Raw genomic sequence first — 22,941 nt, forward strand, 5'->3', positions numbered from 1 at the left:
TCGCCCCATGGCCGCCCTGTTGGGGTTCGCTTCGCTCACCCCAACCTACGTCCGGTAGAATGCCCGGCGAATCGCGCACGCCGCCTGTTCCCGGACCTATTCCCACCCCATGGCCGATCACCGCATCATCACGTCCGCCGCGCAGCTGGACGACGAGGCCCTGGAAGCCTCGATCCGCCCCAAGCGCCTGGCGGAATACCTCGGCCAGCAGGCGGTGCGCGAGCAGCTCTCGATCTATATCGAGGCCGCCCGCAAACGTGGCGGCGCACTGGACCATGTGCTGATCTTCGGCCCGCCGGGCCTGGGCAAGACCACCTTGTCGCACGTGATCGCCAACGAGCTGGGCGTCAACCTGCGTTCCACCTCCGGCCCGGTGCTGGAGCGCGCCGGCGACCTGGCCGCGTTGCTGACCAACCTCGAGCCGCACGACGTGCTGTTCGTCGACGAGATCCATCGCCTCTCGCCCGTGGTGGAGGAGGTGCTGTATCCGGCGATGGAAGACTTCCAGATCGACATCATGATCGGCGAAGGCCCCGCGGCCCGCTCGATCAAGCTGGACCTGCCGCCGTTCACCCTGATCGGCGCCACCACCCGCGCCGGCCTGCTGACCGCGCCGCTGCGCGACCGCTTCGGCATCGTGCAGCGCCTGGAGTTCTATTCGCCGGAGGAGCTCACCGCGATCGTGCGCCGCTCGGCGCGCATCATGGGCATCCCCTGCGAAGTGGAAGGCGCGCAGGAAATCGCCCGCCGTTCGCGCGGCACCCCGCGCATCGCCAACCGCCTGCTGCGCCGCGTGCGCGACTATGCCGAAGTGCGCGCAGGCGGCCAGATCACCTGCGCCGCGGCGCAGGCCGCGATGGACATGCTCAAGGTCGACGCCGAGGGCTTCGACGAGCTGGACCGGCGCCTGCTGGCCACCATCATCGAGAACTTCGACGGCGGCCCGGTCGGGGTCGAGTCCCTGGCCGCCGCGCTCAGCGAGGACCGCGGCACCCTCGAGGACGTGGTCGAGCCTTACCTGATCCAGCAGGGCTTCCTGGTGCGCACCGCGCGCGGCCGCATGGCCAGCGCCAAGGGCTGGCGCCACCTGGGCCTGAACCCGCCGCCGCGCCAGCCGCAGCCGGCCGACCTGTTCCCGGGCGAACCCGATGTCTGATACCGCGCCGCATCCCGCCCCGGACAGCTTTCGCTGGCCGGTCCGCGTCTATTGGGAAGACACCGACGCCGGCGGCGTGGTGTACCACGCCAGCTACCTGCGCTTCATGGAGCGCGCCCGCACCGAATGGCTGCGCGGGCAGGGCGTGGACCAGTCGGCGGTGCGGGCGGCCACCGGCCTGGCCTTCCTGGTGCGGGACCTGAGCATCGAGTTCCTCAAGGCCGCCATGCTGGACGATGAACTGAGCGTAACGGTCGAAGTCAAAGAACGGCGCGCTGCCAGTATCCTTTTCGGCCAGACCATCAGCCGGGCGGACGGCATGGCGTTGATCCGCGCGCAGGTGCGCGTGGCCTGCGTGGACCTCGAACGCATGCGCCCGGCGCAGATTCCTTCCGGCCTGATCCCCGGCCTACCCCCAATCAAGTAACCCGCGGCGGAGAACGCTCAAGCAATGAACGGTGGATTGAACATTTTCAAGCTCGTCGCGGAAGCGAGCATCCTGGTGCAGGCCGTGATGCTGGTCTTGCTGGTGTTCTCCTTCCTCTCGTGGGTGATCATCATCCGCAAGCACCAGCAGCTGAAGGCCGCGATGGACGAGGCGGAGACCTTCGAGGAGCGCTTCTGGTCCGGCGCCGACCTGGCCCAGCTGTTCCGCGAAGTGAACGGCCGCGGCGCCGGCAACGGCGGCCTGGAGACGGTGTTCGAATCGGGCTTCCGCGAATTCGCCCGCCAGCGCCAGCGCCGCACGCATGACCTGCGCATCGTGATCGAGGGCACCGAGCGCGCGATGCGCGTGACCGGTACCCGCGAGATCGGCCGCCTGGAGCGCAACCTGGAATTCCTCGCCAATGTCGGCTCGATCAGCCCCTACGTCGGCCTGTTCGGCACGGTGATCGGCATCATGGGCGCGTTCCAGGGCCTGGGCGAAATGAAGGACGTGACCATCGCCGTGGTTGCGCCGCACATCTCCGAGGCGCTGATCGCCACCGCCATGGGCCTGTTCGCGGCGATCCCCGCGGTGTGGGCCTACAACCGCTACGCCAACAAGGTCGATCGCGTGGCTTCGCGCTACGAGGTGTTCCAGGAGGAGTTCTCCTCGGTCCTGCAGCGCCAGATCCAGACCGACGACGCGGCCTGAGCGGAGGACTTCCTCATGCGTAGTTCCGCGCGCCACAAGCGCTTCAAGCTCAAGTCCGAGATCAACGTCGTGCCGTATATCGACGTGATGCTGGTGCTGCTGATCATCTTCATGGTCACCGCGCCGATGATGAATCTCGGCGTGGACATCCAGCTGCCGCAGACCCAGGCCAAGTCGCTGCAGGACAAGAAGGACCCGGTGGTGGTCTCGGTCGACGAGAACGGCCAGATCTACCTCAGCTCCCAGGGCTCCAAGCGCGAGCCGGTCAGCGCCGAGGAGTTCAAGGCCAAGATCACGGCCTTCCAGAAGGAAAACCCCGAGCTGCAGGTGCTGGTGGCCGGCGACGAGCGCGCCAACTACGGCAAGGTCTACCTGATCCTGCCGGTGCTGCAGGAAGCGGGCGTGTCCAAGATCGGCCTGATGAGCCAGCCCGAGTCGAGCGGGAAGCATGGACGACCGTAAAGGCACGCCGAAGGCGGTCATCCTTTCCGCCATCCTGCATGTGGGCATCGTCGGCTTCCTGGCCCTGGCGATCGTGCCCTGCTCGTTTTACGAAAGCGTGTTCGAGACCCTGCACCTGCCGCCGGGCTGGAACCCGATCGCCTGCGCCAAGCCGATCGACCTGCCGGGCCAGATCATCGAGGCCACCCTGGTCGGCCCCACCGGCGCGCCGCCGCCGAAGTCAGTGAAGACCAAGCCGGTGCCGGACTCCACGCCGCCGCCGCCCACGGTGACGCCGCCGGTCCCGCAGGAACAGGCCCCGGTGGTGAAGACCCTGCCGCCGCCGCCCCAGCGCCCGGACATCAAGGACCAGGAAAAAGTGGTCGCCGATGCCCTGCAGAAGGCCGAGGACGCCAAGCGCGAGCAGGAGCAGCGCGAGCGCCAGCGGCAGTCCGAGCTGGACGCACAGGCGGCCAAGCAGAAGGAAGAAAAGAAGAAGCTGGACGAGCTGTTCGCCCAGATGGACAAGGCCGACCAGACGCGCAAGAAGGCCGAAGACCGGGCCAAGCAGGCCAACCAGCAGCTCCAGGACATCAAGGACGCCAAGGACAACGGCCTGGCCGACGTGCCCAAGGCCGACCAGCGCCAGACCGGCAACAACGGGCCGGACACCGGCCTGCTGGGCCAGTATCTGGCCGCAGTTCAGAACGCGGTCACGCAGAATTGGCTACGTCCCGATAACATGCCGAACGTTCCTTGTGTCGTGCACATCGTGCAGCTGCCGGGCGGAAACGTCATGAGCGCCAAGGTCGACCCCAGCTGCCCGTACGACGACGCCGGCAAGCGCTCGGTCGAGAACGCCGTGCTGCGAGCGCAGCCCTTGCCCTACCAGGGCTTCGAGACCGTGTTCCAGCGCAACCTAACCTTTACCTTCAGGCCGCAGCAGTGACCAGCCCTATGCGCACATTGAGTATCGCCTTCGCATCCGCCCTGCTGTCCGTCGCGGCGTTGTTCGCCGGTTCGGCGGCAGCCCAGCAGTCACTCAACGTCGACATCGTGCAGGGCATCAAGACCGCCACGCCGATCGCCGTGGTGCCGTTCGCCCAGGCCGGCGGCGCGCCGCTGCCGACCGACGTGGCCGACGTGATCCGCAACGATTTCAACCGCTCGGGCAAGTTCCGCTCGCTGGCCAAGAGCGAAATCGTCGAGACGCCGTCCAAGGGCGCGGACATCAAGTTCCCGACCTGGCGCCTGCTCAAGCAGGACTTCATCACCATCGGCCGCATCAGCGATGCCGGCGGCGGCATGCTGCGCGTCGAGTACGAGCTGTGGGACGTCAACAAGCAGCAGAGCCTGCTGGCCCAGGCCTTCACCGCCCCGGCCGGCGACCTGCGCGGCGTGGCCCACCAGATCGCCGACCAGATCTACGAAAAGATCACCGGCGTGCGCGGCGCGTTCTGGACCCGCATCGCCTACATCACTGCCGTGGGCCTGGGCAACAACACCACGTATTCGCTGATCGTGGCCGATTCGGATGGCTTCAATCCGCAGGTGGTGGCGCGCTCGCGCGAATCGCTGCTGTCGCCGCACTGGTCGCCGGACGGCAAGAAGATCGCCTACGTGTCCTTCGAGAGCGGCAACTCGGCCATCTACGTGCAGGACATCACCACCGGCCAGCGCCAGCTGGTCTCGGCCCGTCCCCGCGGCATCAACAGCGCCCCGGCCTGGTCGCCGGACGGCAGCAAGCTGGCGGTGTCGCTGTCCTACTCGGGCAACCCCGAGATCTACGTGATGGACGTGGCCAGCCGCCAGGAGACCCGCCTGACCAAGACCCTGGCCATCAATACCGAGCCGGTGTGGTCGCCGGACGGCCAGAGCATCTACTTCACCTCGGACCGCTCGGGCCGGCCGCAGATCTACCAGATGCCCGCCTCCGGCGGCGGCGCCAACCGCATCAGCTTCCAGGGGCAGAACAACCTGAGCGCCGACGTCAGCTACGACGGCAAGCAGGTCGCCATGGTGCAGGGCAACGGGAACGTGTATCGTATTGCGGTCATGGACCGCAGTCTGGGTGGGCAGGTGCGTCCTCTCTCGCCGGGCCCGATCGATGAGTCCCCGAGCTTCGCGCCCAACGCCAGCATGCTGCTGTATGCCGCTACCGAAGGACGGCGCGGCGTGCTTTATGCCGTTTCGGCCGATGGTCAGGTTCGCCAGCGCCTCGTGCTTGCCGATGGCGACGTGCGCGAACCGTCCTGGGGACCGTACCGGCAGCGTTGAATGAGCGGCCGCGCGCCCAAGGGTGCTGCGGCCTGGAGGATCAGGGGTGGTGGTGGGACGCGAGTCCTGCCGCCGGCCCGGTCGCCCGCCGGGCCCGCGCCCGGATGGGTGGCCGGCGCAGCGGCCAGCCGCGGCGCCGGTACCAAGGTGTCACAACAACAGCCGGTCCACCGGCGATCACTGTCCTGTAACCGCAATCGCTATTGACTGTCGGAACTCAAACCCGTTTGAAGGAACGTTCACCATGAATAAGACCGTTCGCGTCGCCCTGGTCGCCCTGCTCTGCGTTGGCGCGGCCGCATGCTCGAAGAAGGCTGAAGTGAAGCCGCAGCAGCCGGTTGACAACAACCAGGTGGCCACCAGCCAGCCGCAGACCTCGGGCAAGTACACCCCGGAAGATCTCGACCGTGACGCTTGCCTGCGTCAGCGCGTCGTGTACTTCGACTTCGACAAGGATGAGATCAAGCCGGAGTTCCAGCAGATCATGGCGTGCCACGCCAAGTACCTGCAGGATCGCCCGACCGCCCAGATCCGTCTGGAAGGCAACACCGACGAGCGCGGCACCCGCGAGTACAACCTGGGCCTCGGCGAGCGCCGCGGCAACGCCGTTTCCGGCGCCCTGACCGCCGCCGGCGGTTCGGCCAGCCAGCTGAACGTGATCAGCTACGGCAAGGAAAAGCCGGTGTGCCGCGAGCACAACGAAGACTGCTGGGGCAAGAACCGCCGCGTCGAGATCGTCTACACGGCGAAGTAAGCATGAAGCGACTGGCTAACAGCTTCACGGCCAGGCTAGGCATGGCGGGCGCGATCGCGTCCGCCATGCTTTTTGCCGTTCCCGCACTGGCGCAGGATTCCCGCCTCAGCCTTGCCGACCGCGTCACGCGGCTCGAGCAGCAGGCGCAGAACCAGGACCAGGGCGGCGTCGGCATGGTCAACCAGATGCAGGCCATGCAGGCGCAGCTGCGGCAGATGCAGGGCCAGATCGAAGAGCTGCAGCACCAGCTGCAGGAAGCCAAGGATTCCAGCAAGGCGCAGTACGTGGATCTCGATTCGCGTATCGGCCGCCTTGAAAACGGCGCGGGCGGCAATGCCGGCGCCGGCAATGCGAACGCCGCTCCGGCGAGCGCCGGCAGTGCGCATGGCGCGGCCGCGTCCGCCGCCGCGACGGAAACGAAGAACCCCGCTGTCGCGAATCCCGCGGACGGCAAGGGCAGGAACGGCGACGCCAAGGCGCCGGCCGCCGCGCCGGGCGACCAGGCCGCGGCGCAGACCTCCTACGACACGGCCTTCAAGGCGCTGCGCGGCGGCGACTACGTGCAGGCCTCGCGCGGCTTCCGCACGTTCATCCAGCAGTACCCGGACAGCCCGCTCACGCCCAACGCCTATTACTGGCTGGGCGAGTCCTACTACGTGACCATGAACTACCCGGTCGCGGCCGAGGCCTTCCAGCGGCTGCTCGCGCAGTATCCGCAGAGCGACAAGGCGGCCGATGCGATGCTCAAGCTCGGCTACAGCCAGCTGGAGCTCAAGCAGGCCGACCAGGGCAAGGCCACGCTGAAGTCGGTGACCACCAAGTATCCGGGCTCCAAGGCCGCCGGCCTGGCCCAGGAGCGCCTGCGCCGCCTGCAATCGCAGCCGGCCAACTGAGGTTCCGGCGGTGAGCGAGGGCAACGCGACCGTGGCGTCCACCACGTCGGCGCCGGCCACCGCCGAGCGCCTGCGCATCACCGAGATCTTCCATTCGATCCAGGGCGAGGCCGACGCGATCGGCTGGCGCACCGTGTTCGTGCGCCTCACCGGCTGCCCGCTGCGCTGCGTGTGGTGCGATACCGAGTATTCGTTCTACGGCGGCGGCTGGCGCGACATCGACGACATCCTCGCCGAAGTCGCTTCGCATGGCGCGCGGCATGTCTGCGTGACCGGCGGCGAGCCGCTGGCGCAGAAGCGCTGCCTGATCCTGCTGCAGCGCCTGTGCGACGCCGGCTACGACGTGTCGCTGGAGACCTCCGGCGCACTCGATGTGGCGGCGGTCGATCCGCGCGTGCGCAAGGTGATGGACCTGAAGGCGCCCGGCTCCGGCGAGAGCGCGCGCAACCTGTGGTCCAACCTGCAGCACCTGCTGCCGCACGACCAGGTGAAGTTCGTTCTGGCCAGCCGCGCCGACTACGAATGGGCGCGCGAGGCAGTTGCCGGGCACGCCATCGACCGGCGCTGCATGGTGCTGTTCTCGCCGGTGCACGGCAAGGTGAATCCGCGCGAACTCGCCGAATGGATCATCGAGGACAAGCTGCCGGTGCGCTTCCAGCTGCAGCTGCACAAGCTGCTGTGGAACGACGCGCCGGGCCATTGAGCGGCGGCGCGCGGCGTCGCCCGTGTGTAGCGGTTTCCGCGCGCCGGCCTGTGTCGCCGGTGGCGCTTTCCGGCCGGTGACCGGCCTGACCCAGGAAGTGGATGTCACCCATGTCTCAAACCTCTCTCCCCAGGGCCGTCGTGCTCGTTTCCGGCGGCATGGACTCCGCCGTCACCATCGCCATCGCGCGCGAGCAGGGCTATCAGGTGCATGCGCTGAGCGTGGCCTACGGCCAGCGCCACAGTTCCGAGCTGGAAGCGTCGGCGCGCGTGTCGCGCCTGCTCGGTGCGGTGGAGCACAAGACGGTGCAGGTCGACCTGCGCTCGATCGGCGGCTCGGCGCTCACCGCCGACATCGACGTGCCGCTCGACGCCGACCTGCATGGCGACTCCGGCGGCATCCCGATCACCTATGTGCCGGCGCGCAACACCATCATGCTGTCGATCGCGCTGGGCTGGGCCGAAGTGCTCGGCTCCAGCGATATCTGGTGCGGTGTCAACGCGGTCGATTATTCGGGCTATCCGGATTGCCGCCCGGCCTTTATCGAAGCCTTCGAGAGCCTGGCCAACGTCGCCACCAAGGCCGGCGTGGAAGGCGCGGGCATCCGCGTGCATGCGCCGCTGATGCGCATGAGCAAGGCGGACATCGCACGCGAAGGCGCGCGCCTGGGCGTGGATTTCTCGGAAACGGTGAGCTGCTACCAGGCCGATGCGCAGGGCCGCGCCTGCGGCCATTGCGATGCCTGCCGCCTGCGCGCGCAGGGTTTCCGCGACGCCGGCCTGGCCGATCCCACGCGCTACGCCTGAGCTGTTTGCTTGTGCCTCAGGCGCGCTGACCTTAAAATCGCCCGCTTGGCTTGCGCCATGCTTGAACGATACGGGCCGTTAGCTCAGCCGGTAGAGCAGCGGACTTTTAATCCGTTGGTCGACAGTTCGAATCTGTCACGGCCCACCAATCGAAGGACCCGCGGCGACGCGGGTCCTTATTTTTTGCCAACGGGCGTACCGGTTCAGCCGCCATTGCGCGCGGCGGCCGCTTTTCCGCCGGGGAATTCAGCTTGCGGGCATTAGCATCGTTTCCGGCTGCCCACGCGGCAGCCGCATCCATCAATGCCCTTCGGGGATGGAGTCGCCATGAAACGTCTACTGAGTCTGACCGTCAGCATCGTGCTGCTCGCCATGAGCGCCGCTTCCTGGGCTGCACCGCAGGACCACGACTGGGATCATGACCGAGGCAACGACCGCGGCCACAATCCCAAGGACGAGGGGCGCCACGACAATGGCCGGCATCGCGGCTGGGAAAAGCATGCGTATCGCCGCGGCGAACGCCTGCCGGATCGCTACTACACGCACACCTATTACGTCACCGACTACGAGCGTTACCACCTGCGCCGCCCCGAGCGGGGCTACCGCTATGTTCGCGACGACGAGGGGCAGATCTTTCTCACCGCGGTTGCCACGGGCCTGATCGTGGACATCGTGGTCAACGGCCACTGACATTTCCGCTCCCGCCAACAAAAAGCCCGCTCCAAGGAGCGGGCTTTTTGTTGGCGGAGGCATCCGGCTTTCAATCCTTCTTCACCATCTGCTCCAGGATCACCAGCAGCGCGCGGCGCTGATCCCGCGTCAGGCGTCCGATCAGTCCGAATAAACGTGCCTGTTCGCGATGGTCCACCCGGTATGGCGCCGCCGCATCCTGCACTTTCATGAAGCCTTTCGGCTCGCCGCGCCCGGTGGCCAGCCATTCGAAGCTGACGCCGAAGCGCCCGGCGATCTCGGTCAGGCGCTTGGTTTCCGGCCGCGCCATGTCGCTGAGCCATTTGCGCGCCGTTTCGCGCGATACGCCGAACATGTCGGCCAGCCGGGTGGTGCGGCCGCGGCCCTTGGTCATGCCGATCAGGTCCATGGCCAGGTGTAGTCGCTGGGAAAACCCGTTTATTGCCAAAGGGAGACTCCTTCTCGCTGCGCGGCGGACGACTGGGCCGCCCGCCGCTTAGGTCAAAAACAATGGAATCGAACTACGAAACGTCGAGTCCGCATTGTTGATGATCTGATCCGTTGATTAGGCAATTTCTAATTGTTTATAAAGGCAACATATGGTTGCATTTCTTTGTCTTTATTGGATTTTTTCGCTAATGAGAGATTACAAGAAATGCAAGACCGAAGCGGACTTTTTCGGACTGGAGAGCAGTCCTGAGGCGGCGGCCACCTGGATCTATCCGAATACCCAGCTCGACCGTCTGTTGAACGACCTGCAGGGCAATAGCTTGCTGATGCTGGAAGACGAAGGCCTGGCGCGATTTCATCCGGCCCGGCTGCGCGAAATCCGCGCCAACGCGCTGGCGCAGGCGGCGGCCGCCTGGAGCGCGGCGGTGACGCTGCGTCAGTTCATCCGCGAATGGGCGGGTGCGGGGTGGCTGGGCACGCCGGCGGGGCGGCTGTTGCGCGAGCACATGATGCAGTTGCGGCGGGATGCGCACCGCTGGCGCCACCTGGCCGAGTTCGCGGCGCGCTACATGGCCTACCCACGGCTGGCCCGGCTGCATGCGCACAGCTGGGCCAGGGAGAGCCGGGCGAAGGGCGAGTATCCGGATGGCTGATGATGCAGCGGCGCGTCAGCGCACCGCCTCGTGATAGGCCTCCAGCAGCGCCGGATCCTCGAACGAGCCATGGTGGTGGAACTGCCGCCATTGCCCCTCGATGCGCCGGTACAGGCGCGAGGTGCGGATCGCCAGTTCCAGCTTGGTGTTGCCGCGTTCCAGCACGCCGCGTTCGCGCCCGACGGCCAGGAAGGCATCGCCGAATTCGTGCAGGGTGTAGGCGTGGAACGCCACGCTCACCCGCGCCTCGCCGAGGAAGATGCGCGCATAGACCGCGCGGATCCGCGTCCAGCCGCGCTCGATCCCGCCCAGCGGATTGCTCATCGATGCCCCTTCGTCGTGCGACCAGTTGCGCGCCATCGCCTCCAGGTCGCGCTGGTTGAAGGCGCGGTAGAAGCCGCTCAACGCGGCGAGCGGATGCCCCGGCGCGAAATGCGTGTCGAGGCCGTCGATGGCTTCAGGGAGCGAGGCGGACATGGGAGGCTCGGGTCGGTGGGGAGCCGCGAGTATGGAGCGGCGCCTGCCAAGGGAGAATCAAGTTTTCCGGCAGGCAGCTTCCGAATTTTCCGCACGATCGGGCTTTTCGCCGGGGCCGCAGCGCGGGACGCCGCAGCCCTTTGCCGCACACGCTCTTTGCTCCTGGGCGAAAATGTGGCAAATCTAGGACGATTCAGGTCATCGATCGGCGAGCGGCCGCCGTTTCATTCCAATGCCGCCTGGAACCTAAGCCAATGGGGAGAGCTTCAATCATGAAAGGAATGCACTCGTGAGCGCGCAACCCGCGTCCGGCGCCGACGTGCGCAAGGAACTGACCTTACGCGGCGTGATCCTGGGCGTGCTGATCACGCTGGTGTTCACCGCCGCCAACGTGTTCTTCGGCCTCAAGGCCGGCCTCACCTTCGCCACCTCGATTCCGGCGGCGGTGATCTCGATGGCGATCCTGCGCGCGATGCGCGGATCCACCATCCAGGAAAACAACGTGGTGCAGACCATCGCCTCGGCGGCCGGCACCTTGTCCTCGATCATCTTCGTGCTGCCCGGCATGATCATGATCGGCTGGTGGACCGGCTTCCCGTTCTGGACCTCGTTCGCCGTGTGCGCGCTCGGCGGCGTGCTCGGCGTGATGTATTCGATCCCGTTGCGCCGCGCGCTGGTCACCAATTCCGACCTGCCGTATCCGGAAGGCATCGCCTGCGCCGAAGTGCTCAAGGTCGGCAGCGGCGAGCACGAGGAAGGCGGCAGCGTGGAAGAGGGCAAGGCCGGGCTGGCCGCGGTGATGTGGGGTTCGATCACCTCGGCGGTGTTCGCCGTGGTGGTGGCCACCCAGGTGTTCGCCTCGGACGTGATCAGCTATTTCCGCGTCGGCAGCAAGGGCTCGGTCAGCGGCTTCGACTTCAATCTTTCCTTCGCGCTGTTCGCGATCGGCCACCTGGTCGGTCTCTCGGTCGGCATCGCCATGCTGGTCGGCGCGCTGATCGGCTGGGGCTGGGGCGTGCCGTTCTATTCGCTGGTCGAGCACAGCACCGGCGGCGTCGCCGAGCTGGCCCAGGCCACCTGGAGCCACAAGGTGCGCTTCGTCGGCGCCGGCGCCATCGGCGTCTCCGCCATCTGGACCCTGGCCAAGCTGGTCAGGCCGGTGATCAGCGGCCTCACTTCGGCGATGGCCGCCTCGCGCGTGCGCAAGGCCGGCAACGCCGCCACGCTGCCGCGCACCGAGCAGGACATCCCGATCGGCATCGTCGGCCTGATCACCCTGGTCTGCTTCGTGCCGATCGCCTGGCTGCTCGGCTACTTCGCCAACAGCAGCGGCCTGGGCGACCACCTCGCCGTGCTGGCGGTGGGCGGCGTGGCCTATGTGGTGCTGATGGGCTTCTTCGTCTCCACCGTGTGCGGCTACATGGCCGGCCTGATCGGTTCGTCCAACAGCCCGCTGTCGGGCGTGGGCATCCTGGTGGTGATCGGCGCCGCGCTGCTGCTGGTGGCGGGCGTGAAGCCCTATGTGCCGGCCGAGGCCGGCAAGGCGTTGGTAGCGTTTGCGCTGTTCACCACGGCGGTGATCTTCACCGTGGCCGCCATCGCCAACAACAACCTGCAGGATCTCAAGACCGGCCAGCTGGTCGACGCCACGCCGTGGCGCCAGCAGGTGGCCCTGGTGATCGGCGTGATCGCCGGTGCCGCGGTGATCCCGCCGGTGCTGGACCTGCTCAACAAGGCTTATGGCTTCGCCGGCGTGCCGGGCGCCGGTCCCGCCGCGCTGCCCGCGCCGCAGGCCGGCCTGATCTCGGCGCTGGCGCAGGGCGTGATCACCAACAACATCGACTGGGGCCTGATCATCACCGGCATCTGGATCGGCGTCGGCGTGATCGTGGTCGACGCGATCCTCGCGCGCACGACCAGGATGCGCATTCCGCCGCTGGCGGTGGGCCTGGGCATCTACCTGCCGACGGCCAGCACGCTGATGGTGGTGGTGGGCTCGGTGGTCGGCTGGTTGTTCGACCGCCGCGCGGATCGCGGCCCGAAGCCGGAAGCCACCAAGCAGCTCGGTGTGCTGCTGGCCTCCGGCCTGATCGTCGGCGAGAGCATCGTCGGCGTGCTGGTCGCGGCGGTCGTGGCAGTTTTCGGCGGTTCCCCGCTGGCCCTGGTGCCGCCGGCGTTCGCCAATATCGCCGAAGTCCTGGGCGGCCTGGTCTTTGTGGCCGTGGTCGCGGTGCTGTACCGCTGGATCGCCCGCCTGGCGCGTCGCGGAGCGTAAGTTCCTGTCATGGCCGCCGGCGAGGTCGGCGGCCATCGATAGCGGCCGACCTTAGCCGGCCGTTGTCATTTTCCGCTCCCTTGTTCGTCTTACACTGGCGCGACCGCTCCCGCGGCCGCGCACCCGCATGTTCTCCATGCCTGCGCCCCGCGCGGCGGCCAGGGGGACAGCCGGGAAACGACGGACCTGAGACAGGTTCGACACGCTATGCTTGCCGACCGTGGCGGACCAGCACTCGTGCTCGCGCCCGCCCGGCGCACATGGCGCGCGGATCGGTTGCAGCAACACCCGGCGTGCAGGCGCATGCCTTGAATCATTCGTGGAGGCCTTGGGTCGAGTGGTGGAGCAGAGAGGGGCGGACGCTCCGGAGACGGAAGAAGCCCTGACGCGCCCTCGCGGGGCGTGGCTGCGCCGGCTCGCCGGTCCGCTGCTTTCCGTCGGCATGCTCTGCCTGGCGCTGTGGGCGCTGCGCTCGCTGGCCAGCCAGGTGAGCTACCGCGAGGTCGCGCGCTATGTGCACGGCCTGGAAAACCACCGCATCGTGCTGGCCGTGCTGCTCACCGCGGCCAGCTACGGCGTGATGACGCTGTACGACTGGTTCGGCCTGGCCTCGATCGGGCGCAAGCTGCCGCGCGCCCAGGTCACCCTGATCTCCTTCATCAGCTACGCCTTCAGCAATGCGCTGGGCATGGCGCTGCTGATCTCCGGCTCGATCCGCTACCGCTTCTATATCCAGGCCGGCCTGTCCACCGCCGAGGTGGCCAAGGTGGTGCTGTACTGCACGGCCAGCTTCTGGCTCGGCCTGTTCGCACTCACCGGCGTCACCTTGCTGCTGGTGCCGGTGCCGCCGACGGTGCCGCTCGCCGGCTGGCGCATCCCGGTGGCGATCGTGCTGACCCTGATTCCCGTGCTGTGGCTGGCCGGCAGCCACGTGCTGCGCCAGCCGCTGCGGCTATGGCGCTGGCGCGTGAGCTGGCCGTCCACGTCCACGGCGGCGCGGCAGATCCTTACCGGCGCAGTGGATTGGGGCCTGGCGGCGTGGGTGCTGTACCTGCTGATGCCGAACGCGGTGGACACCGGCTTCGGCCATTTCATGGCGATCTTCGTGCTGGCGCAGATCGCCGGCCTGGTCAGCCATGTCCCCGGCGGCCTGGGCGTGTTCGAGGCGGTGATGCTGGCCGGCTTCGGCGCCACCGGCAACGAAGGCCTGGAGGCGCCGATCCTCGGCGCGCTGGCGGCGTACCGCCTGATCTACTACTTCCTGCCGCTGTGCGCGGCCACCGTGGTGGTGCTGGCGCGCGAGGCGCGCGGCGTGGCCGGCAAGGTGCCGCTGGCGCCGTGGTTCACCGGCCTGCTGCCGCCGTTCTTCGCCGGCCTCACCCTGGTCTCCGGCGCGGTGCTGCTGTTCTCCGGTGCGACGTCGGCGCTGCCGGGACGCATGGAAATCCTGCGCCACGTGCTGCCGCTGCCGGTGCTGGAGTTCTCGCACTTCTTCGCCAGCATGGTCGGCATGCTGCTGCTGATCCTGGCGCGCGGCCTGCAGCGGCGGCTGGACGCGGCCTATGTGCTGACCCTGGTGCTGCTGCTGCTCGGCGCGGTGCTGTCGCTGCTCAAGGGCATCGACTACGAAGAAGCCACGCTGCTGTCGCTGCTGGCGCTGGGCCTGGCGCCGGCGCATCGATTGTTCTATCGCCGCGCCTCGCTGTTCAGCGCGACCTTCTCGGTGGGCTGGATCATCGCCATCCTCGCCGTGCTCGGCTGCGCGGGCTGGCTGGTCTCCTTCAGCTACAAGCACGTGGAGTACAGCACCAACCTGTGGTGGGAATTCAGCTTCTACCACGGCGGCGCGCCGCGCGCGCTGCGCGCCCTGGTCGGCGCCACCGCGGTGGGCATGCTGTTCGCGCTGGCCAACCTGATCCGTCCGGCGCGCCCGCAGCTGCGGCTGCCCGGCGAAGAAGAACTGGCGCGCGCGTTGCCGCTGATCAAGCACTATTCCTCGGCGCAGGCGCACCTCGCCTTGATGAGCGACAAGACCTTGCTGTTCGACAGCGAGAGCAAGGCCTTCATCATGTATGACGTGGAAGGCCGCAGCTGGGTGGCGATGGGCGATCCGGTCGGCGAGGACGAGGATGCGCGCCGCGAGCTGGTGTGGACCTTCCGCGAGCAGTGCGAGCGCGCCGGTGGCTGGCCGCTGTTCTACCAGGTGCGTCCGCAGGACCTGGACCTGTATCTGGAAGTAGGCATGAACCTGCTGAAGATCGGCGAGGAAGCGCGCGTGAAGCTGGACGGCTTCAATCTCGACGGCAAGTCCAAGAAGGTGCTGCGCAACACCATCAACAAACTCACCCGCGACGGCATGCGCCTGGAGATCGTGGCGGCCGACCGCGTGCCCGCCTTGATCCCGCAGCTCAAGACCATCTCGGATGCGTGGATGCGCGACAAGGGTGTGCGCGAGAAAGGCTTCTCGCTGGGCACCTTCGATCCGGCCTATCTGGCGCGCACGCCGATGGCGCTGGTGTGGAAGGGCGAGGAACTGGTGGCCTTCGCCAACCTGTTCCTCACCGACAGCAAGGAAGAGGCCTCGGTCGACCTGATGCGCCACCTGCCCGACGGCACCTCCGGCGTGATGGATTTCATGTTCATCGAACTGATGCAGTGGGCGCGCGGCGAAGGCTACGTCTGGTTCAACCTTGGCATGGCGCCGTTCTCCGGTCTGCAGAACCGGCGCACCGCGCCGCTGTGGAGCCGCCTGGGCGCGCTGGTATTCGGCCGCGGCGAGCGCTTCTACAACTTCCGCGGCCTGCACAAATACAAGGACAAGTTCGATCCCGAGTGGGAGCCGCGCTATCTCGCCGTTCCCGCGGGCATCGCCTTGCCGCTGGTGCTGGCCAACATCGCCAGCCTGATCTCGGGCGGCCTATCGGGTATGGTGCGTCGATGAAGCGAATCACCAAGATCATCGGCGGCATCGTGCTCGCCGCCGCGGCCATCGGCGTGCTCGTGTGGCAGCCGTGGCATCACGCCAGCATGGCCGAGTCGCTGGTCGACCTGCCTGCCGCGCCGGGCGCGACGCCATTGGCCGGACGCGGCGACGTGGTCGCCATCTTCTATTCCGGCGACGGCGGCTGGCGCGACCTGGACAAGCAGCTCGGCGGCATCCTCGCCCAGCATGGCGTGCCGGTGCTGGGCGTGAGCCTGCTGAAGTACTACTGGCGGCAGAGCAATGCCGAGGCCTCGGCGGCCGACCTGGATGCGCTGATCGAGCAGTCCACCGCGCGCCTGCACAAGCAGCGCGTGTGGCTGATCGGTTTCTCCTTCGGCGCGGACGTGCTGCCTTCGATCATCGAGAAGCTGAAGCCGGAGAACCGCGCGCGCGTGGCCCAACTGGTGCTGCTGTCGCCGAGCAAGGACGTCAGCTACGAGATCGAGATGCAGGGTTACATGGTCGAGGGCTGGTTCAAGACGCAGACGCAGAACCTGTTCCAGTCGCTCAACCCGGTGAAGCACTACGACGCCCGCGCCCCGCTGCTGGCCCTGGACGGCCATCCGCCGGTGATGTGCTACTACGGCAAGGATGACGAGGACGACACCATCTGCGCGACGGCGGGTTTGCCGGCGTGGATCAAGGTGTATCGCAAGACCGGCGACCATCATTTCGACTACGACTATGAAGGGCTGGCGCGGCAGATGATTGCGGATTTGCCGGCGGCGGCTGGCCAATAACGCGCCGGCGTAGGTTGGGGTGAGCGCAGCGAACCCCAACATCTCCAGGCGTGTCGCATTGTTGGGGTTCGCTGCGCTCACCCCAACCTACGCCGGACGTGCCGCTTGGATGGCGGGCATGACCTTCGGCCGATAGGCCCTCCCGCTTCCAGTGCTACGGTGCGCCGGACAACCAGCCAAGGGGAGCGCGTCATGGACCGTCGGGACTTTCTCCGTTCGTCGTTTGCCGCAGGCTCGCTCGCCGCGCTGGGCGCGGGCGTCGCGCCCGCCGCCTGGGCCGCTGCCTCGCCGAGGAGCCCGCAGGACCCTCAGCACATCAACCGCAGCGTCATCCTGATGGGCGACGACGTGCCGCATTACGGCCGCGACGTGCTGGCGCGGATGGACGCCATCCTGCAGACCCGCGACAAGGCCGGCGATTTCTATCTGAAGCGCGGCGCGGTGGACGAACTCGAACAGCGCTTCGCCCAGCTGCTCGGCAAGGAAGACGCCGCCTTCATGCCCACCGGCACGCTCGCCAACCACGTCGCGCTGCGCCTGCTGTGCGGCGAGAAGAAGCGCGCCCTGGTGCAGCAGGAAAGCCACGTCTACTGCGACGAGAGCGACGCGGTGACCACGCTGAGCGCGATCAACCTGGTGCCGCTGGCACCGGGCCGCGCGGCGCCGACGCTGGAGGAAGTGAATGCGGCGATCGTGGTGTCGGAGAAGGCCGCCTATCCCTTGCCGATCGGCGCGATCTCGCTGGAAAGCCCGGTGCGCCGCGCCGACGGCGCGATGGTGCCGTTCGAGATCGTGCAGGCCATCGCCGAGCGTGCTCGCGCGAAGGGCATCGGGATGCACCTGGATGGTGCGCGCCTGCTGTTGAACAGCGGCGCCGACGGCTTCACCGCCACGGCGTACGCGGCGCCGTTCGATACGGTCTATGTCTCGCTGTACAAATACCTGGGCGCGCCGTTCGGCGCGATCCTCGCCGGCAGCAAGACCGTGATCGCCAAGGCGCGCGATGCGCGGCATATCTTCGGCGGCACCATCTTCCACGGCTGGCAGCCGGCACTGCTGGCGCTGGATACGCTCAACGGCTTCGAGGAGCGCTTTGCGAAAGTGCGCGGGGCCGGCGGCCGCCTGCTCGACGGGCTGGCGAAGCTGGACGGCTATACGGTGCGGCGCGTGGAGCACGGCACCAATATCCATTTCCTGGACATTGCCGAAGGCCGGCGGCAAGGCCTGCAGGAGCGGCTGGCCAAGGCCGATGTGATGATCGGCGAGCCGCACGAGGGCCGCCTGATGCTAACGTTCAACGAATCCCTCCTGCGCAAGCCCGTCGATGCCATCGTCCAAGCCTTCGCCCGTTGAACGCAATCCCGGCATCGACCTGCTGCGCGGCATCGCCATCCTGCTGGTGGTGCTGCACCATCTGGGCCTGCGCATACCGCTGAAGAAAACCGCGTTGGCCGACGTGCTGCCGACGCGCCTGCTGAGTGCGCTGAACTTCAACGGCTATGAAGCGGTGTTCGTGTTCTTCGTGATCTCCGGCTTCCTGATCGCCGGCAATGCGATCCGCCGCTGGGGCGCGCTGGAGCGCATCGACCTGCGCGATTTCTATGCGCGCCGCTTCGCCCGCATCATGCCCTGCCTGCTCGCGCTGGTCGGCGTGCTGAGCCTGCTGCACCTGCTCGGCGCGCAGGACTACGTGATCGGCCGCGAAGGGCAGTCGCTGCCGCGCGCGATCATTGCGGCGCTGGGCCTGCACTTGAACTGGTACGAAGGCCAGACCGGCTACCTGCCGGGCAACTGGGACGTGCTGTGGTCGCTGTCGATCGAAGAGATGTTCTACCTCGGCTTCCCGCTGGCCTGCCTGCTGCTGCGCCGCGATGCGCTGATGGCGCTGCTGCTGTGCGCCTTTGCCATGGCGCTGCCGTGGCTGCTGGCCTCGCTCGACGACGCCAGCGAGATCTGGAAGGAGAAGGCCTACCTGCCGGGCATGTCGGCGATCGGCACCGGTGTGCTCGGTGCGCTGGCGGTGGCGCATTGGCGCGCGCCGCGCTGGGCCACGCGGACGCTGGGTATCGCCGGCGCCATCGGCCTGTTCGCCGTGTTCATCGGCATGCCGTGGTGGTGGCCGCTGCTGCAGGACGGCGTGATGCTGCTGCTCACCTTCTCGACGCTGTGCGTGCTGGTCGCCTGCCGTCAGCGCGAGGCAGCCGGCGGCGCGCGCCCGCTGTCCGGCTTCGGCTGGCTGCGTCGCTGGGGGCAGCTGAGCTACGAGATCTACCTGACCCACATGTTCGTGGTGTACGGCGCGGTGCGCCTGTTCCGCGCCAGCGGCGGCGATATCTCGCACGGATGGTTGTGGTATCTGCCGGCGGTGCTGCTGTGCTGGTTGCTCGGCGCGACGGTGGAGCGCTATCTGTCCGCGCCGTGCGAGCGCTGGCTGCGCGCGCGGCTGCAGCGTGCGCAGCCGGTGCCGGCGATCGCCGTGGCGGCTGCCGAATAGCTCACGGCTCCATCAGGTCGCGGCCGATCGCCAGTCCACCCATGGAATGCGGCGCCACCGCGTCGCGCCAGGGCCGCGGGAAAAGCGCTCAGCGGTAGCGGTTGATGCTGTCGCGCAGTTCCTGCGCGGCGATGCGCGCCGCTGCGGCGAAATCCTCGCCCTGGCCGGCATACAGAATGGCGCGGGAGGAGCTGATCATCAGGCCATTGCCGTCGGCGGTGCGGCCATTGCGGACCACCGCCTCCACGTCGCCGCCCTGCGCGCCGATGCCCGGCACCAGCAGCGGCACGTCGCCGACCAGCGCACGCACTTCGGCCAGCTGCTCCGGCCAGGTGGCGCCGGTGACCAGGGCGCAGTTGCCGTGCGTATTCCAGTCGCGCGCGATCATCTCGGCCACGCGCTGGTACAGCGGCCGGCCGCCGACGTCGAGGTCCTGCAGATCCGCGGCGCCCGGGTTGGAGGTATGGCAGAGCAGGATCACGCCCTTGTCGGCGCGGTCCAGGAAGGGTTGCGCGGAGTCGCGGCCCATATACGGATTGATCGTCACCGCATCGGCGCCGTAGCGCTCGAACGCTTCGGTGACGTAGTGCTGCGCGGTGCTGCCGATATCGCCGCGCTTGGCGTCGAGGATCACCGGCACGGTGGGGTGGTGTTCGTGGATGTGCGCGATCAGCCGCTCCAGCGCGCCTTCCGCCCGCAGCGCGGCGAAGTGCGCGATCTGCGGCTTGTAGGCGCAGACCAGGTCGGCGGTGGCGTCGACGATGGCGGCGCAGAACTTGAAGACGGCGTCGGCGTCATTGCGCAGATGGGCGGGGAATTTCGCTGGCTCTGGGTCGAGGCCGACGCAGACCAGGGAGTGGTGGCGCTGCCATGCGGCTTGCAGGGATTGCATGAAGTGCATGGATGTCTCCGTGATCAATGAGGGCGGCAGATGTGCAATCCCTCTCCCTCCGGCGACCCGAAGGTAGTCCCCGTGGGAGAGAGGGTGCCGGCAGGCGGGTGAGGGTACGGGCGGAGCGCAACGCGCCACTCCGCCCGTACCCTCACCCCAACCCCTCTCTCCCACGGGGACTACCTTCGGGTCGCCGGAAGGAGAGGGGCTAGAAGCGAAGCGCTTACGCCAGCTTCTTGTACTTCACCCGATGCGGCTTCGCCGCCTCATCACCCAGGCGACGCTTCTTGTCCGCCTCGTACTCGTTGTAGTTGCCGGGGAAGAACTCCACATGCGAGTCGCCCTCGAACGCCAGGATGTGCGTGGCGATGCGGTCCAGGAACCAGCGGTCATGCGAGATCACCATCGCGCAGCCGGGGAATTCCAGCAGCGCGTCTTCCAGCGCGCGCAGGGTTTCCACGTCCAGGTCGTTGGACGGCTCGTCGAGCAGCAGCATGTTGCCGCCCTGCAGCAGGGTCTTGGCCAGGTGCAGGCGGCCGCGTTCGCCGCCCGAGAGATTGCCGACGATCTTCTGCTGGTCGGTGCCCTTGAAGTTGAAGCGGCCGATGTAGGCGCGCGACTGGATCTCGAAGTTGCCGATGGTGAGGATGTCCAGGCCGCCGGAGATTTCCTGCCACACGTTGTTCTTCGCATCGAGCATGCCGCGCGACTGGTCGACATAGGCCAGCTTGACCGTGTGGCCCAGCTTCACCTCGCCGGAATCGGGCTGCTCCTTGCCGGTGATCAGCTTCATCAGCGTGGACTTGCCGGCGCCGTTCGGGCCGATCACGCCGACGATCGCGCCCGGCGGCACCTTGAACGACAGGTCGTCGATGAGCAGGCGGTCGCCGAAGGCCTTGGACACGTTCTTGAACTCGATCACTTCCTGGCCCAGGCGCTCGCCCGGCGGGATGAAGATCTCGTTGGTCTCGTTGCGATGCTGGTATTCGACCGAGTTCAGCTCCTCGAAGCGGTTCAGGCGCGCCTTGCCCTTGGACTGGCGGCCCTTGGCGGCCGAGCGCACCCACTCCAGTTCCTTCTCGATCGCCTTCTGGCGCGACTTCTCCTGGCTGGCTTCCTGCTTCAGGCGCGCGTCCTTCTGCTCCAGCCACTCGGTGTAGTTGCCCTTCCACGGGATGCCGCGGCCGCGGTCCAGCTCGAGGATCCACTCGGCGGCGTTGTCCAGGAAGTAGCGGTCATGGGTGACCGCCACCACGGTGCCGGGGTAGTTCTGCAGGAACTGCTCCAGCCAGTCCACCGACTCGGCGTCCAGGTGGTTGGTGGGCTCGTCCAGCAGCAGCATGTCCGGCTTGGACAGCAGCAGGCGGCACAGCGCGACGCGGCGCTTCTCGCCGCCCGAGAGCGGACCGATCTTGGCGTCCCACGGCGGCAGGCGCAGCGCGTCGGCGGCCACTTCGAGCTGGCGTTCCAGCGCGTGGGCGTCGTTCACCGCCAGGATGTTCTCTAGCTCCTGCTGCTCGGCGGCCAGCTTGTCGAAGTCGGCGCCTTCCTCGGCGTAGGCGGCGTACACCTCTTCCAGGCGCTTCTGCGCGTCCAGGACCACCGACACGCCTTCTTCCACCGCCTCGCGCACGGTCTTCTCCGCATCCAGCTGCGGCTCCTGCGCCAGGTAGCCGACCTTGATGCCGGGCTGGGGGCGGGCCTCGCCCTGAAAATCGGTGTCGACGCCGGCCATGATGCGCAGCACCGTGGACTTGCCCGCGCCGTTGAGGCCCAGCAGGCCGATCTTGGCGCCGGGGAAGAACGAGAGGGAGATGTCCTTGATGATCTGGCGCTTCGGGGGAACGATCTTGCTGACCCCGTTCATGGTGTAGATGTACTGCATGGAGCCTCCGGAGGCGTGCGCCGCCGGCCCGCAAGGAGGACGGAGGCGCTAGGGCGTTGGGTTAAACCCGAGATTATAGCGGGTCGGCGCGTCGTCCCGGTGACGGCCAGCGCCGCGCCCGGGCTGCGCCATGCCTTGGCGCACCAGGGCCATGCCCGGCCTCCAGGCTGGCGCACTACCACCGGCAAGGAGCGCGCCCGCATGGATTCCCTGGTTTCCGCCGCACCGGCATCGGTATCGACGTCAGGCGGCCTGGGACGCCTGGACGCCTGGGCGCAGGGCTGGGCCGCGCCGCGCGGGCGCTGGGCCCTGGTGCTGCACGAGTTCGTCTGCTTCGGTCTCAAGCAGGCCTGGGCCTGCCTGTTCGGCGCCTGCATGCTGGCCCTGCTGCTGCTGACCTGGGCGTGCTACCCGTCCGGCGCCTGGCTGGCGCGCTACGACTTCCTGGTGCTGGCCGCGTTCGCCCTGCAATGCCTGCTGCTGGCGCTGCGCCTGGAGACGCGCGAGGAGGCCATGGTGATCCTGCTGTTCCACCTCACCGGCACGGCGATGGAGGTGTTCAAGACCGCGATGGGCTCATGGGAATACCCGGAGCCGTCGGTGCTGCGCATCGGCGGCGTGCCGCTGTTCACCGGTTTCATGTATGCGGCGGTCGGCAGCTATATCGCGCGGGCCTGGCGGCTGTTCGAGTTCCGCTTCGTGCGGCATCCCCCGTTCGCGGCGACAGCGTGGCTGGCGCTGGCGATCTACGTCAATTTCTTTACCCATCACTTCGTGGCGGATGCGCGCTGGCTGCTGTTTGCCGCGGTGGCCGTGCTGTTCGGGCGCAGCTGGGTGCATTTCCGCGTGCGCCGCGAGCATCGCCGCATGCCGCTGCTGCTCGGCTTCGTGCTGGTGGCCAGCTTCATCTGGCTGGCCGAGAACGTGGGCACCTTCGCCGCGGCCTGGCGCTATCCGGCGCAGCGGGACGGCTGGAGCGTGGTCCCGCTGAGCAAGCTCGGCTCCTGGCTGCTGCTGATGATCATCAGCTACGTGATGGTGTCGGCGGTGGCGCGCCGTAAAGCCCCTCTCCCCCTGGGAGAGGGGTTGGGGTGAGGGTGCGGGCGGAGCGCAAGAGTGATGTGCTCCGCTCCGCCCGTACCCTCATCCGGCTGCCGCCACCTTCTCCCGACGGGAGAAGGATTCCCGGGCAGGAACAGAGGCCCGGACACGCGCCGGTATGCGGTTTCCGACC

Annotated in this window: 22 protein-coding genes and 1 tRNA gene; 19 read left to right on the plus strand and 4 right to left on the minus strand. The window is 67.6% G+C overall.

Features of this window, described 5'->3' with window-relative positions; genetic code table 11:
• Positions 1–109 precede the first annotated feature (109 nt).
• The 12 genes from ruvB to BM172_RS11195 all read left to right on the plus strand — a co-directional run bounded on the left by ruvB (position 110) and on the right by BM172_RS11195 (position 8,858).
• The gene (gene ruvB / locus BM172_RS11140) at positions 110–1,156 is read left to right on the plus strand and encodes a Holliday junction branch migration DNA helicase RuvB (protein WP_026633628.1); all 1,047 of its coding nucleotides are present in this window, start codon (positions 110–112) and stop codon (positions 1,154–1,156) included.
• Positions 1,149–1,583: a tol-pal system-associated acyl-CoA thioesterase gene (gene ybgC, locus BM172_RS11145; RefSeq protein ID WP_026633627.1), complete on the plus strand. Its 435-nt coding sequence runs from the start codon at positions 1,149–1,151 to the stop codon at positions 1,581–1,583. Before ruvB ends, ybgC begins: the two co-directional genes overlap by 8 nt.
• Positions 1,584–1,607: 24 nt before the next feature.
• Positions 1,608–2,294, plus strand: coding sequence for a protein TolQ (gene tolQ, locus BM172_RS11150; protein WP_026633626.1), 687 nt, complete (start codon positions 1,608–1,610; stop codon positions 2,292–2,294).
• Positions 2,295–2,309: 15 nt separating this feature from the next.
• Positions 2,310–2,756 carry a protein TolR gene (gene tolR, locus BM172_RS11155; protein WP_026633625.1) on the plus strand — a complete coding sequence of 149 codons (447 nt, stop codon included), beginning with the start codon at positions 2,310–2,312 and terminating at the stop codon, positions 2,754–2,756.
• Positions 2,743–3,684 carry a cell envelope integrity TolA family protein gene (locus BM172_RS11160; protein ID WP_026633624.1) on the plus strand — a complete coding sequence of 314 codons (942 nt, stop codon included), beginning with the start codon at positions 2,743–2,745 and terminating at the stop codon, positions 3,682–3,684. Before tolR ends, BM172_RS11160 begins: the two co-directional genes overlap by 14 nt.
• An 8-nt stretch (positions 3,685–3,692) precedes the next feature.
• Positions 3,693–5,012, plus strand: a complete 1,320-nt coding sequence (gene tolB, locus BM172_RS11165; RefSeq protein ID WP_026633623.1) for a Tol-Pal system beta propeller repeat protein TolB — start codon at positions 3,693–3,695, stop codon at positions 5,010–5,012.
• Positions 5,013–5,256: 244 nt separating this feature from the next.
• The gene (gene pal, locus BM172_RS11170) at positions 5,257–5,766 is read left to right on the plus strand and encodes a peptidoglycan-associated lipoprotein Pal (RefSeq protein WP_026633622.1); all 510 of its coding nucleotides are present in this window, start codon (positions 5,257–5,259) and stop codon (positions 5,764–5,766) included.
• A 2-nt stretch (positions 5,767–5,768) separates the two neighbouring features.
• A complete protein-coding gene (ybgF, locus tag BM172_RS11175) occupies positions 5,769–6,659 on the plus strand; it encodes a tol-pal system protein YbgF (protein ID WP_231504116.1) in 891 nt (296 codons plus the stop codon).
• Between the two features lie 10 nt (positions 6,660–6,669).
• Complete coding sequence (gene queE / locus BM172_RS11180; protein WP_026633620.1) at positions 6,670–7,362, plus strand: 7-carboxy-7-deazaguanine synthase QueE; 693 nt, start codon at positions 6,670–6,672, stop codon at positions 7,360–7,362.
• A 110-nt stretch (positions 7,363–7,472) separates the two neighbouring features.
• Positions 7,473–8,168: a 7-cyano-7-deazaguanine synthase QueC gene (gene queC, locus BM172_RS11185; RefSeq protein WP_026633619.1), complete on the plus strand. Its 696-nt coding sequence runs from the start codon at positions 7,473–7,475 to the stop codon at positions 8,166–8,168.
• Positions 8,169–8,240: 72 nt separating this feature from the next.
• Positions 8,241–8,316 (plus strand) — tRNA-Lys (locus tag BM172_RS11190).
• Between the two features lie 179 nt (positions 8,317–8,495).
• On the plus strand, positions 8,496–8,858 hold the full coding sequence (locus tag BM172_RS11195) for an RcnB family protein (protein ID WP_026633618.1): 363 nt from the start codon (positions 8,496–8,498) through the stop codon (positions 8,856–8,858).
• A 70-nt stretch (positions 8,859–8,928) separates the two neighbouring features.
• Here the strand turns inward: BM172_RS11195 and BM172_RS11200 are convergent, their stop codons facing one another.
• Positions 8,929–9,267, minus strand: coding sequence for a transcriptional regulator (locus BM172_RS11200; protein WP_051548330.1), 339 nt, complete (start codon positions 9,265–9,267; stop codon positions 8,929–8,931).
• A gap of 229 nt (positions 9,268–9,496) precedes the next feature.
• Between BM172_RS11200 and BM172_RS11205 the strand changes: the two genes are divergently transcribed.
• Complete coding sequence (locus BM172_RS11205; RefSeq protein WP_026633617.1) at positions 9,497–9,961, plus strand: hypothetical protein; 465 nt, start codon at positions 9,497–9,499, stop codon at positions 9,959–9,961.
• Between the two features lie 15 nt (positions 9,962–9,976).
• Here the strand turns inward: BM172_RS11205 and BM172_RS11210 are convergent, their stop codons facing one another.
• The gene (locus BM172_RS11210) at positions 9,977–10,438 is read right to left on the minus strand and encodes a YybH family protein (protein ID WP_026633616.1); all 462 of its coding nucleotides are present in this window, start codon (positions 10,436–10,438) and stop codon (positions 9,977–9,979) included.
• Between the two features lie 289 nt (positions 10,439–10,727).
• Between BM172_RS11210 and BM172_RS11215 the strand changes: the two genes are divergently transcribed.
• The 5 genes from BM172_RS11215 (at position 10,728) to BM172_RS11235 (ending at position 18,930) form a co-directional block, all read left to right on the plus strand.
• On the plus strand, positions 10,728–12,713 hold the full coding sequence (locus tag BM172_RS11215; protein ID WP_026633615.1) for an OPT family oligopeptide transporter: 1,986 nt from the start codon (positions 10,728–10,730) through the stop codon (positions 12,711–12,713).
• A gap of 337 nt (positions 12,714–13,050) precedes the next feature.
• The gene (gene mprF / locus BM172_RS11220) at positions 13,051–15,654 is read left to right on the plus strand and encodes a bifunctional lysylphosphatidylglycerol flippase/synthetase MprF (protein WP_231504130.1); all 2,604 of its coding nucleotides are present in this window, start codon (positions 13,051–13,053) and stop codon (positions 15,652–15,654) included.
• Positions 15,651–16,436, plus strand: coding sequence for an AcvB/VirJ family lysyl-phosphatidylglycerol hydrolase (locus tag BM172_RS11225; protein WP_026633613.1), 786 nt, complete (start codon positions 15,651–15,653; stop codon positions 16,434–16,436). The genes mprF and BM172_RS11225 overlap by 4 nt, the downstream gene beginning before the upstream one ends.
• Positions 16,437–16,628: 192 nt before the next feature.
• Positions 16,629–17,789: a threonine aldolase family protein gene (locus BM172_RS11230; RefSeq protein ID WP_035322366.1), complete on the plus strand. Its 1,161-nt coding sequence runs from the start codon at positions 16,629–16,631 to the stop codon at positions 17,787–17,789.
• On the plus strand, positions 17,761–18,930 hold the full coding sequence (locus BM172_RS11235) for an acyltransferase family protein (RefSeq protein WP_026633612.1): 1,170 nt from the start codon (positions 17,761–17,763) through the stop codon (positions 18,928–18,930). The genes BM172_RS11230 and BM172_RS11235 overlap by 29 nt, the downstream gene beginning before the upstream one ends.
• An 88-nt stretch (positions 18,931–19,018) precedes the next feature.
• On the opposite strand, the gene pyrF is transcribed toward BM172_RS11235, so the two are convergent.
• Together pyrF and ettA are read right to left on the minus strand one after the other, a co-directional pair.
• Entirely contained in the window at positions 19,019–19,831 is an 813-nt protein-coding gene (gene pyrF / locus BM172_RS11240) for an orotidine-5'-phosphate decarboxylase (RefSeq protein WP_026633611.1), read from the minus strand.
• 214 nt (positions 19,832–20,045) lie between these two features.
• Complete coding sequence (gene ettA, locus BM172_RS11245) at positions 20,046–21,707, minus strand: energy-dependent translational throttle protein EttA (protein WP_026633610.1); 1,662 nt, start codon at positions 21,705–21,707, stop codon at positions 20,046–20,048.
• A gap of 201 nt (positions 21,708–21,908) precedes the next feature.
• Between ettA and BM172_RS11250 the strand changes: the two genes are divergently transcribed.
• Positions 21,909–22,802 (plus strand): DUF817 domain-containing protein, encoded by an 894-nt coding sequence (locus BM172_RS11250; protein ID WP_051548329.1) that lies wholly within the window; start codon positions 21,909–21,911, stop codon positions 22,800–22,802.
• Positions 22,803–22,941: the final 139 nt, after the last annotated feature.

It is taken from the genome of Dyella marensis (genome assembly GCF_900112865.1).
Taxonomy (GTDB): Bacteria; Pseudomonadota; Gammaproteobacteria; order Xanthomonadales; family Rhodanobacteraceae; genus Dyella_D; species Dyella_D marensis_A.